The organism is Prevotella melaninogenica ATCC 25845, assembly GCF_000144405.1.
Lineage (GTDB): Bacteria > Bacteroidota > Bacteroidia > Bacteroidales > Bacteroidaceae > Prevotella > Prevotella melaninogenica.
Window position 1 is genome coordinate 1,087,416 of record NC_014370.1, and the last position, 12,649, is coordinate 1,100,064.

The window sequence follows — 12,649 nt, forward strand, 5'->3', positions numbered from 1 at the left end:
ATTTGAATTAAATTCTTTTAAATCCTTGGTAGAACTATTAAAAGTCAGTATCTTTGGCAAAAACAAAGGAGAAAAAGCCCATGATTACGCAAGACAACTTCAACCAGGAATACGCTGACCCTATAGAGGAGCAGCAGATTCGCCATTTCGTGTGTATCGAAATGGGGCGACAGATACATAGATACATCAAAGCCATGCACGGCAGCAAACAACAGATGTTACGCTTTGAAGAGCATCTGAAAGACCTACCGATGAAGGAAAAGGAGGCTGCTATTGCACGATACATCGACTTGAACCGCAAGGTTATCAAAGGATTAGACATGAAGATTGTCTTAGCTCGTGCTATGGCAAACTACTCTGACACCTTCGATTACCTTGTAACATTGGTCAACGATAAACGAAAGATGGTGAAGTATCTGAACCTTATACGTGAGATTTATATTCAGTATCATGAGGTTATCGAACGAAAAGGAAAGTTTGGTATTCTCGATCACAGAGGACGTACACTCGTTGAACCGAAGTATGAGTTCCTTCGTACTTGTTATGTCTATGTTGACGACTTACTAACAATGCCGCTCATAGCCCAATTAGATGGTAAACTTGGCTTGATACTTCCTGACGGTAAGGATACTATTATTGCACCTTTCATCTATGACAGTATATCGCTAAGAGATGAATCACCTTATTTCGAAGCAAAGAAAGGAAATAAAAAGATTCTGCTTAACACTGATGGTGAAGAGCAATAAAACAAAAAAGAGCTGTAACTGCCAAAGCGGTTACAGCTCTTTTAATATTACAATATAATACGATTTAAATCTTCTTCAGCAAAGCAGCCAAACCTTCAAGCTGTTCCTGCCACATAGTAATCTTACTATTCACCTTGTCAAGATCAACACCCTGATTCAGTTCTGGTGAATCACGCTGCTGCTGCAACAAACTGATATACTGATTTACAAGTGCCATCTTAGCCTTGACAGTCTTCTTCTTTGGATAGCCACGTTTCTCAACCTCACGCTGATACTGCTCAGATATTGCATTGATCTGACGACCACACTCTTCATACTGGCTTAACCATTGCTGGTAAGCTGCGCTATTCTGCTTGTTTTCAAACTGTGTAATGCTTGCAGATTCACCTATCTGCTCATATGAGCTTTGTGCCATACCCATCATTGGAAGGGCTAACAAAGCAATAACCAATAATTTCTTAACTCTCATAATTGTGTTCTTTTAAAATCAAATATCGCGTGCAAATATAAAGTAAATATCAGAAAGAACCAAAGTTTTTTGTAATTTTGCATATTGCGATTAATCCTTTAAATCTCTTTTAAGAGTATGTAAGGATAAATGTAGAATAAAGTTGAAAAATATGAATAAATATATTGAGGTAAAAGGAGCTAAGGTTAACAACCTAAAAAATATAGATGTAAGAATCCCTCAAGGTAAGTTTGTTGCCATTACTGGCGTATCAGGTTCGGGCAAGTCATCGCTTGCTTTCGACACACTCTACGCTGAAGGACAACGCCGATATGTGGAAAGTCTTTCTGCTTATGCCCGTCAGTTCTTAGGCAGAATGTCTAAACCTGAGGTCGACTTTATCAAAGGACTCCCCCCTGCTATTGCCATTGAGCAAAAGGTTATATCCCGTAACCCACGCTCAACAGTGGGCACTTCTACCGAGATATACGAATATCTCCGTCTTCTTTATGCCCGTATTGGTAGGACTTTTAGTCCTATTACTGGCGAAGAGGTAAAGCATCATTCCGTTGAAGACGTCATTGAGAAAGTCATGTCCTACTCAGAAGGAACAAAGTTCTGTATCCTTGCTCCTCTTCACATCGTTGAAGGGCGAAGCGTACAGAACCAACTTGAGATGGAGATGCAGGAAGGTTATGCACGTATCTATGTAGATAATGACTTTATCCGCATAGAAGACTGGCTTGAACAAAACCCTGCTGATGATGACAATAAAAGCACGGCAAAGGATAAAGCAAAGAATATCTATCTCGTTATTGACCGTTTGTCAGTTGACAACTCCAAAGATACACTGACCCGACTCACTGACTCTTGCGAGACCGCTTTTTATGAGGGCGACGGCAATATGCAGTTAATGATTCTACCAGCTAAGCTTACTTATGATTTCTCCACACGCTTTGAAGCAGACGGCATACGCTTTGAAGAACCGAACGACAACATGTTTTCGTTCAATTCTCCCCTCGGTGCATGCCCGACTTGTGAGGGTTTTGGTCGTGTCATCGGAATCGATGAGAAGTTAGTTATCCCTGACTCGTCTCTTTCTGTCTATGATGGCTGTGTACAATGTTGGCACGGCGAGAAGATGGCAGCATGGAAAGATGAGTTCTGCAGACGTGCTGCAAAAGACAACTTCCCTATCTTTAAGCCTTATTTTGAGCTAACAAAGGCAGAGAAGGAAAGCCTTTGGAAGGGTCTACCAAGCGAAAGAAAGAAAGACATTCACGACCGTATCTGTATTGACGCCTTCTTCCAAATGCTGAAAGAGAACCAATACAAGATTCAATACCGCGTCATGCTCAGTCGTTATCGTGGTAAAACAGTTTGTCCAGACTGCCACGGTACGAAGCTAAAGAAGGAGGCTACATGGGTGAAGATAGGTGGCATGGCTATCACCGACCTCGTTGATATGCCAATCATCAACCTTAAACAATGGTTTGACAATCTGAAACTAACAGAGCATGAACAGGAAGTCAGTAAGCGACTGATGACCGAGATAACAAGTCGTTTGCAGTTCCTTTTAGATGTAGGATTGGGCTATCTCACTCTTAACCGCCAATCAAACTCATTGAGTGGTGGTGAGAGTCAACGCATCAATCTCACAACCTCCCTTGGTTCTTCTCTCGTTGGTTCTCTCTATATACTTGACGAACCTTCCATTGGTTTGCACAGTCGAGATACAGACCGCCTCATTCATGTACTGAAGGAACTTAAAGCATTAGGTAACACAGTGGTTGTCGTGGAACATGATGAGGAAATCATGCGTGCTGCCGACTACTTGATTGACGTTGGACCAGATGCAGGTAGACTTGGCGGAGAGATTGTTTTCGAAGGTAAAGTATCTGATATCAAGCGAATAGAGGGAGGCATTAAAGAAAAAAAGAATACCCAATCACAGCAATTATTGGAGCAGTACCCCCGTTCATATACCATTAAATACCTCACAGGAACGGAAGTTATCGAAACACCTACAAGTCGTCGACCATGGAATATGGCGATAGAATTGAAGGGAGCACGCATGAATAATCTTAAGGGTGTTGACGTAAAGTTCCCTCTGAATGTCTTTACTGTAGTGACAGGAGTCAGTGGTAGCGGAAAGTCTTCCCTTGTGAAAGGTATACTCTACCCTGCCCTCAAACGCCATTTGGATGAGGTTGCCGACACACCAGGTGAATATTCTTCTCTTGGAGGTGACTGGAAGCAGATTAAACACGTTGAGTTTGTAGATCAAAACCCTATCGGTAAGAGTACACGCTCTAACCCTGCGACTTACGTGAAAGCATACGACGAAATCAGAAAGCTATTTGCTGACCAGCAGTTATCAAAGCAGATGGGCTTTACACCACAGTATTTCTCATTCAACACAGAGGGGGGACGCTGCGAAGAATGTAAGGGTGCGGGTGTCATTACAGTGGAGATGCAGTTTATGGCAGACCTTGTCTTAGAATGTGAGGAGTGTCACGGACAACGCTTTAAGCGTGAGATTCTTGACGTACAGTTCCAAGGTAAGAATATCAACGACGTCTTGAACATGACTGTGTCTGAGGCTATCCAATTCTTCAGTGAGCACAAACGCAAAGCGATTGTCAACCGATTGAAGCCTTTGGAAGATGTTGGATTAGGCTACATCAAACTCGGACAAAGTTCTTCTACCCTCTCTGGCGGTGAGAACCAACGTGTGAAACTTGCCTACTTCATTGGACAAGAACAGCAAGAGCCAACACTCTTCATCTTTGATGAGCCAACAACAGGTCTACACTTCCATGATATCGATCGTCTACTGCATGCTTTCAATGCGCTCATCGAACGTGGACATACGATATTAGTCATCGAACATAACCTTGATGTCATCAAGTGTGCTGACCATGTCATCGACCTTGGTCCTGATGGAGGTGATAAGGGTGGAAACCTCGTAATAGCTGCTACACCAGAAGAGGTGGCTCGCTGCAAGGAGAGTTTGACAGGTAAGTATTTAGCTGAAAAGCTAAAGTAGATGAACTTCTATAACTTAGCGTAGCAAGCCCCTAATCAAATAAGCAATATGTGTTTAGGACTGTGTAGCCCTTTTTTGATAATAAATTACACACCTTCTAATAATAGATTACAAGGTATTTAGTGCTTAGCACCATTAGTGCGAACGCTCCGCACAACATGTGCGGGGCGTTCGCACATTATGTTTTAGGCAACAATACGTTGATAAAAGGATAAAAAGAAGGAAGGATTATCACCCTTATAATAAGATAGTAAGACGCTAATCGACTTACTTATATGATAGATATATTGATCATTCAAATATGATTACATGATAAAAGGCTGAACTCTTTCTTTGAGTTCAGCCTTTTATTATATCATAAAATCTAAATCCGCGAGAGGCTACCTTTATGCAACCTTCTCCAAACGCTTCATCATAAGGAACATGAAACCAGCGGAGAGGAGACAAAGTACAATAAAGACAGACCATACAATTGTCAGAGGTATGTCGTTCCACAAGAAACCACCAACGCTGACAAGCAGGTTACCGATAGCTGTAGCAACAAACCATCCACCCATCATTGTACCCTTATACTTTGGAGGAGCAACCTTACTAACGAAGCTGATACCCATAGGACTAAGCAACAACTCACCGAAAGTAAGAATGAGATAGGTGCCAATCAACCAGTTACCAGAAGCAAATGGAACAGTCTCGCCAGCAGCCTTTGCTGCATCCTGCTCGTTAGGAGTTAGCAAACCACGTGATGCCAAAACCATAAGCAAGTAAGCACTACCTGCGATAATCATACCGTAAGCAATCTTACGAGGCGCAGTTGGTTCCTTGCCCTTAGCTGCTAAAGCACCAAAGATTGCCATACTGACAGGAGTCAAAGCTACTACATAGAATGGGTTAAACTGCTGGAAAATAGGAGCACTAACATCAACAGGACCACCAATATTATGATACTTATAAACCAATACTCCTACGGCTGCAAGGAATACAACAGTAGAAATCAGCTTAGCCTTAGAAGTTTTACTCTGGAAGAATGACATTAGACTGTAAATCATGAAGATAATCATCACAAGGTTGATTACATCAAATGCCATTGTTTGCACACCCTCTGACTTTGGACTAACAAACTCATCAGCAAAGAAAGTCAGTGTAAGACCATTCTGATGGAACGACATCCAGAAGAAGATAACAACAGCAAAAACAAGACAAAGTGCAACGATACGCTCCTTAGTCTGCTGTGGGGTGAGTTCTTCTGTAGCAACTGTAGTGTCAGTCTTCTTACTCTTACCTGCACCAGCTTCAACATGTCTGAATGTGCTGCGGAAAGCATAATAAATCATCATAGAAACGATCAAGGAAACACAAGCAACTGCAAAAGAGAAGTGGTAAGCATCATTACCAGAATAACCAAGCGAATGCTCAGCCCACTCCTTAATTCTCACAGCTGCTGTAGGAGCAAAGAGTGCACCAATGTTGATTGCCATGTAGAAGATAGAGAAACCTGAATCGCGCTTTGCTGACAGTTCTGGTGCATCATAAAGATTACCCACCATCACCTGTAGGTTACCCTTGAACAAGCCTGTTCCAAGACTAACAAGTAACAAAGCACCAAACATTGCTGCATAACCCATTACTCCTCCACCCAATGGGATAGACAAGAATAGATAGCCCGCAAACATGACGATAATACCAATAGTCACCATCTTTCCATAGCCAAACTTGTCGGCCATGATACCACCGACCAATGGCAAGAAATAAACTAAGGCAAGGAAAACACCATAAATCAAGCCAGCTGTATTACCAGATAACCCGAAATTGGCTCTTAAAAATAAAGAGAAAACAGCTATCATGGTATAATAGCCGAAACGCTCACCAGTATTGGCTAATGCCAATGCATACAGTGCTTTAGGTTGGTTCTCAAACATAATGATAAAATTATAGGTTAATTATTACTTTGTTTTTACAATGTCAAAAAGGTAGGTAGCCTTAACTACGATATTACCATAGTTAGACTTGCCAAAATAGTCTTTCTTTGAACTTCCATAGATATTACTCAATCCATAGTAGTAACGGGCTTCAAGTAGGAAATGACCTACATGTCGGTTGCTATACTCTAAACCTAAGCCAGCTGCAATACCGTAGTCTAACTTCTTTTCTACTGGCATTGACTCCTGTGCTGTTACCGCATTGCTTCGCCCTGTACCATCAGTAGCAAGATTTGGGGTGTCATAGTTCTTTGATGTTGACTCTCCAAGGTAGAGTCCTAACTGTGGTCCTGCTTGGAAGAAGAAGTTAAAACCGTTCTGTTCACGCCCCCATGCGAGGTGTGCAAAGACCGGAATCTGAATATAGTTAACAGTGCGTGAATAAGCTTCAGCAGCCCCATTAGAGTTGATAACAGGCTGATCCGTACCAGTCAAAATCTTCTCTTTCCATCCGATTGAGGCATAGTTCACCTCACCATAGATAGAACAAATAGTATTAAAGTACTTCTCGCACACATAACGAACACTCAATCCTCCAGTTACTCCACCATGCATAGATTGTCTTACACTCGGAGTGAAGCCCACATTAGAGAGTACGTAACCACCATTTACACCAATAGCAAAGTCGTTACGATGGTCTCCTATCTGCGCTGAAGCAGTCAGCGGCAGCGCAAGTAGGATAACAACTAATAATCTTGAGATTCTATTCTTCATTTTTGAATAAGGTTCTCTACAACAGTTTAATAGACAAGATTCTCCATTGTCTGGTCTGTCTTGAAGTGAACCAGCTGGAAGTTATCATTGATATATCCGCCCTGTCCTACACGAACAAAGTCATAACGTGTCTGCAATGGACGATACTTAACCTCGGCAGCAGTACCCTTAAAGTTCTTTCCATTAGCCTTCAAGCCACGTACAAAGAACTCTGCTTGATCATAGCCAGTGATTGCCATACGTGGAATATACTGTCTTGACATTGGCTCACCATACTGCTCTGTATACTTCGCTTCGAGCTCCTTAGTCTTATCCGCTGCCTTATTATAATAATAGGTAGATGGAATATAAGTGTTATACTTGAAGTATTGATCAAGATAATAATCCTGATAAACAAACCACTGGTTGTAACCATAAAGGCTAATCGCAATGCCAGGACGCGCTTTCTTCAGCTGAGCCAGTTTGTTAAAGACCTCATTCAACTGTGGACTTTTCTCTGAATTAAGAATCACAACATTAGGACGAGTAGCATCAAAATGCTTAGAAAAGTCTGCATTAGATGACTTTAAACTTGTGAGATTATACTTGATTTTCTGTAAATCGAGCTGCTTTCTCAAGCTTGTTGTGAACTCACCCACCTGACTTGTCTCATCCTTACAATTAATAAAGATTGGATGATGTGACTTCTGGAAACGCTCTAAGAAAGATGCTATCGCCTTGTTTGTCAACGAAGCCTCCGTCTGATATACTTGGAAAATATTAGGATTTGTTTCTACATCATTGCCTGATATAGAGAAAGGAATAACGAGTTTAATATCGTACGCACGACAGAAGTCCGCCAATGGTTTTACCTGTTCTGAATAAAGAGGACCAAAGATAATATCTAACTTTGAAGCATTTGGCTCAAGTAAGGTATTGCGGATATCTGCACCCTTAGGCACATTCCAAGCGTGAACCTCTGTAGTAATCCCTTCACTCTTCAATTGATTAAGAGCCAATAAGATACCACGATAGTATTCAACCATACGTTTTCCATCTCCATCTTGATTATGCAAAGGAAGCATAACACCAACTCGGATAGCATTAACAGCCTTAACAGGAGCCTGAGCAACAGTAGACTTTGCAGCAGCTTTCTTATCCGTCTTACCTTTCACAGAACCATCTGGAAGGAAATCGCCCTCCTTTGAATATGGTACAAAGATTAAATCACCTTTCTTCAGTTCATAACCAGCCTGCTTCATTGCAGGGTTAGCATCAAGAAGTTGGGGAATTGTAACACCATATTCTTTAGCAATACCAAAGATAGTTTCCTTACGTTTCACCTTATGTTGATCACGCCATTGAACACTTTGAGCCAACACGCTATAACTAAAAGTCATAGCCAAAAATAGCATAAGATATTTTAAATAATTTCTCATAAACATACTTTTGTTTTCAATCAGTAACAAATTACAACTGCAAATATACAAAAGAAATCTGTAATCAAAAGATGTAGAATGATAAAAAACACAAAAACGCTTACAGCATTTCATTTATTATTAGCAAATAAAGCATTATTATCTGAGTTTCCAATAATCTCTTATTAGATATTATTTTACGACACCAATCAGCCTTTCCTACCATTTTCTTTCATGGTGTTGATGCTTAACACCAGTGGTGCGAAGCATCAACACCAATGGTGCTAAGGCTAAGCACCAATGGTGCGGACTATTAAACACCTTACAAAATATTGTTAGAACTAAGCCACTTCGTTGTTAGAAAAAGAGTTAGAACACCCCACCCGAACAAGACTGAATTGATATAAAGCCTTCCTTTCTTAAAGAGAATACAATATTGTCAGTTCTTAAGAAGTGCCATAACAAGAGAATATACTATTTAAGTTTTATCAGATAGAAATACATATTATTATCCTATTCAGGCAGATAGATTTACTTGTTTGTATGGGAAAAATTGTGTAAATTTGCACGATTATACATTTTTCAAGGTAACATCAAACGAACTATTGAAATGAAACAATATAAATTTAGGCTATTGGGGGTAATGGTGTCTATGCTTCTCTCTTCTATAGCATGGGCACAAGATTGCCAACCCTCAGGTAAATATACCGATGCAAATGGTGAAACCAATACAATTGCCGCAGGTGACACTTATGTTGGTTCGGCTCCTTTGACAATTGCGTTCTCAGCCAATCCACCTACAACAAGGGACGCAGCAACCCATTACGAATGGCACTTCTTCAATCAAAATAACCCACGTTCGGCTTTCCTTATCCGTTATGATGAGAATACCGAATACACCTTTACAGAGGCAGGAACAACGAGAGTTGTGCTTTATGAAATCTTGAATAATGACACAACACGCTACAATGCTATTAGTTTCTCCATCAGTGAGAGTAGCCTACAGATGCCCAATGCTTTCTCACCCAATGGAGATGGTATCAATGATATCTATCGTGCAAAGCCTGGATATAAGAGTATTGTAGAGTTTAAAGCTATCATCTTTAACCGTTGGGGACAAAAGATATACGAATGGAACGACCCTGCTGGTGGCTGGGATGGTAAGTATAAAGGCAAAGATGTTGCCCAAGGAACTTACTTCGTCAATGTAACCGCCAAAGGAGCTGACGGCAAAGAGTTCCACATCCGACGAGATGTCAACCTCCTCAGAGGTTACACACAGTCGACGAGATGATGATGGGTGGGTGATGGATGAAGAATGATGGATGGTGATGAATAGCGATTTTCATCAGTGGTTATCTTCAAGGAAACCATCAACACAGTACTAATCATCAACACCCATCACCAAACACCAAACACCCAACTATCCATCAACACCAAACATTCAACACCAAACACCAAACATTTAACACCCAACAACCCCATGAACGAAAAAATAGAAGTCTTCGGAGCCAGAGTACATAATCTGAAGAATGTAGACATAACTATCCCACGCAACTCACTTACTGTCTTCACTGGACTATCTGGTTCAGGCAAAAGTTCGCTTGCATTCGACACAATCTTCGCCGAAGGTCAGCGTCGATACATTGAGACATTCTCTGCTTACGCACGCAACTTCCTTGGAAACATGGAGCGTCCTGACGTAGATAAGATTACAGGACTATCCCCTGTCATCTCCATTGAACAGAAGACAACCAATAAGAATCCCCGCTCTACCGTTGGTACAACTACAGAGATATATGACTACCTCCGCCTTCTCTTTGCACGTGCAGGTGAGGCTTACTCTTATATGAGCGGTGAAAAGATGGTGAAATACACTGAGGAGAAAGTGGTGGATATGATTATGTCTGATTATCAAGACCGCAAGATATATATTCTCTCACCACTTGTCCGCAACCGTAAAGGACATTATCGTGAACTCTTTGAGCAGATGCGACGCAAGGGTTACTTGTATATCCGTGTCGATGGAGAGGTACAAGAGTTAACACGTGGTATGAAAGTTGACCGTTACAAGAACCATAATATTGAGGTTGTTATCGACAAGATGAAACTCGGTGGTACAGAGAATAACACGCTACGTGAGCGTTTGGCAAAGACCGTTTCAACGGCAATGAAGCAAGGAGAAGGCTTGATTATGATTCTTGATAACGAGCGAGACGAAGCCAAGTACTTCTCTAAACGACTGATGGACCCAGTTACGGGCATTGCTTATAAAGACCCTGCGCCAAACATTTTCTCATTCAACTCACCCGAAGGAGCCTGTCCACAGTGTAAAGGTTTGGGTGTTATTGATGAGATAGACCTAAAGAAAGTAATTCCAGATAACAAACAAGACATCTACAGTGGTGCAATAGTTCCTTTAGGGAAATACAAGAACCAGATGATATTCTGGCAGATAGACGCACTCTTAAAGAAGCATAATTGTTACCTCAAGACCCCTGTCAAGGATATTCCAAAGGAAGCTATGGACGAGGTTTTGTATGGTTCTTTGGAAAAGTTGAAGATAGCCAAGGAGCTTGTCCACACTACCTCCGATTACTTTGTATCCTTTGATGGCATCATTAAGTATCTCCGTACGGTTATGGAGAACGATGATTCCTCAGCTGGTAAGAAGTGGGCAGACCAGTTCATAGCCGAAGCACAATGTCCAGAATGTCATGGTCATCGTTTGAATCGTGAGGCTCTGTCATATAAAATATGGGATAAAAACATTGCTGATCTTGCAGAAATGGATATCAACGAGCTGAAAGACTGGGTTGATCATGTTGAGGAACACATGAGCGAGAAGCAACGTACTATTGCCGTTGAAATCATAAAGGAGATTCGTAAACGTATAAACTTTCTACTCGATGTGGGCCTTGATTACCTTGCATTAAACCGTCAAAGTGCTACGCTATCTGGTGGTGAAAGCCAACGTATTCGCCTTGCTACACAGATTGGTTCACAACTTGTCAACGTACTCTACATCCTCGACGAGCCTTCTATCGGTCTTCATCAACGCGATAACGAGCGTCTTATCAACTCTCTGAAAGAGTTGCGTGACATGGGAAACACGGTTATCGTTGTTGAACACGACGAAGACATGATGCGTGCTGCGGACTGGATTGTAGACATCGGACCAAAAGCTGGACGCAAAGGTGGCGAGGTTGTCTTTCAAGGAAAGCCTGCAGACATGCTCAAGACACACACACTTACAGCACAATATCTAAATGGTGAACGTGCCATTGAGCTTCCTAAAGAGCGCAGAGAAGGAAATGGAAAGACCATACAACTCACAGGTTGTAAGGGTAATAACCTAAAAGACGTGAACGTTACCTTCCCACTTGGCGAACTAATTGTCGTCACTGGTGTGTCTGGTTCAGGAAAGAGTACACTCATCAATGAGACTTTACAGCCTATACTTTCACAACACTTCTACCGCTCACTGAAACGTCCTATGCCTTACGGAAAGATTGAAGGCATTGACAACATTGATAAGGTGGTGAACGTTGACCAAAGTCCTATTGGCCGTACTCCACGCAGTAACCCTGCAACTTATACAGGCGTGTTCTCCGATATCCGCCAACTCTTCGTCAATCTTCCCGAAGCTAAGATTCGTGGTTACAAGCCTGGACGATTCTCTTTCAATGTGAAAGGAGGACGCTGTGAGACCTGTGGAGGTAATGGTTACAAAACCATTGAAATGAACTTCCTACCTGATGTGATGGTACCTTGTGAAGTTTGTCACGGCAAACGCTATAACCGAGAAACATTGGAAGTACGTTTTAAGGGTAAATCTATTGCAGACGTATTGGATATGACAGTCAATATGGCTGTAGAATTCTTTGAGAACGTACCACAGATTCTGCCAAAGATCAAGGCATTACAAGATGTTGGCTTGGGCTATATCAAGCTTGGACAAAGTTCCACCACCCTCTCTGGCGGTGAAAGCCAGCGTGTTAAGTTGGCAACTGAACTTGCAAAGCGTGACACTGGTAAGACACTTTACATCCTTGATGAGCCTACAACTGGTCTTCATTTTGAAGATATTCGTATCTTGATGGACGTATTACAGAAACTTGTTGACCGTGGCAACACCGTTATCATCATCGAACACAACCTCGATGTCATCAAACTTGCAGACTACATCATTGACATGGGACCAGAAGGTGGTCGTGGTGGCGGTCGCATGTTGAGTTGTGGTACACCAGAGGTTGTGGTAAAGAACAAAGAGAGCTACACTTCTCGCTTCCTTGCAAAAGTACTAAAGTAAGACATAT

8 protein-coding genes are annotated in these 12,649 nt (G+C 41.7%); 4 read left to right on the forward strand and 4 right to left on the reverse strand.

All coding sequences use genetic code 11. From position 1 onward, the window contains the following. The first annotated feature begins 80 nt into the window (after positions 1-80). The gene (locus HMPREF0659_RS04340) at positions 81-746 is read left to right on the forward strand and encodes a hypothetical protein (RefSeq protein WP_013264031.1); all 666 of its coding nucleotides are present in this window, start codon (positions 81-83) and stop codon (positions 744-746) included. Between the two features lie 64 nt (positions 747-810). Here HMPREF0659_RS04340 and HMPREF0659_RS04345 read toward each other — a convergent pair whose 3' ends face one another. Continuing rightward, positions 811-1,215 carry a hypothetical protein gene (locus HMPREF0659_RS04345; protein ID WP_044045875.1) on the reverse strand — a complete coding sequence of 135 codons (405 nt, stop codon included), beginning with the start codon at positions 1,213-1,215 and terminating at the stop codon, positions 811-813. A 151-nt stretch (positions 1,216-1,366) separates the two neighbouring features. Between HMPREF0659_RS04345 and uvrA (HMPREF0659_RS04350) the strand changes: the two genes are divergently transcribed. Then, positions 1,367-4,243, forward strand: a complete 2,877-nt coding sequence (gene uvrA / locus HMPREF0659_RS04350; protein ID WP_013263872.1) for an excinuclease ABC subunit UvrA — start codon at positions 1,367-1,369, stop codon at positions 4,241-4,243. A 386-nt stretch (positions 4,244-4,629) separates the two neighbouring features. Here the strand turns inward: uvrA (HMPREF0659_RS04350) and HMPREF0659_RS04355 are convergent, their stop codons facing one another. The 3 genes from HMPREF0659_RS04355 to HMPREF0659_RS04365 are packed head-to-tail and all read right to left on the reverse strand — an operon-like array spanning position 4,630 to position 8,351. Beyond that, on the reverse strand, positions 4,630-6,159 hold the full coding sequence (locus HMPREF0659_RS04355; protein WP_013264444.1) for a peptide MFS transporter: 1,530 nt from the start codon (positions 6,157-6,159) through the stop codon (positions 4,630-4,632). Positions 6,160-6,183: 24 nt separating this feature from the next. Next, positions 6,184-6,933 carry a porin family protein gene (locus tag HMPREF0659_RS04360; protein WP_013264820.1) on the reverse strand — a complete coding sequence of 250 codons (750 nt, stop codon included), beginning with the start codon at positions 6,931-6,933 and terminating at the stop codon, positions 6,184-6,186. 26 nt (positions 6,934-6,959) lie between these two features. Further along, positions 6,960-8,351: an amino acid ABC transporter substrate-binding protein gene (locus HMPREF0659_RS04365; RefSeq protein WP_044045984.1), complete on the reverse strand. Its 1,392-nt coding sequence runs from the start codon at positions 8,349-8,351 to the stop codon at positions 6,960-6,962. A gap of 589 nt (positions 8,352-8,940) precedes the next feature. Here HMPREF0659_RS04365 and HMPREF0659_RS04370 point away from each other — a divergent pair. Together HMPREF0659_RS04370 and uvrA (HMPREF0659_RS04375) are read left to right on the forward strand one after the other, a co-directional pair. Next, positions 8,941-9,624 (forward strand): gliding motility-associated C-terminal domain-containing protein, encoded by a 684-nt coding sequence (locus tag HMPREF0659_RS04370; RefSeq protein WP_044045876.1) that lies wholly within the window; start codon positions 8,941-8,943, stop codon positions 9,622-9,624. A 189-nt stretch (positions 9,625-9,813) separates the two neighbouring features. Further along, a complete protein-coding gene (uvrA, locus tag HMPREF0659_RS04375; RefSeq protein ID WP_013264676.1) occupies positions 9,814-12,642 on the forward strand; it encodes an excinuclease ABC subunit UvrA in 2,829 nt (942 codons plus the stop codon). The last annotated feature ends 7 nt before the right edge of the window (positions 12,643-12,649 follow it).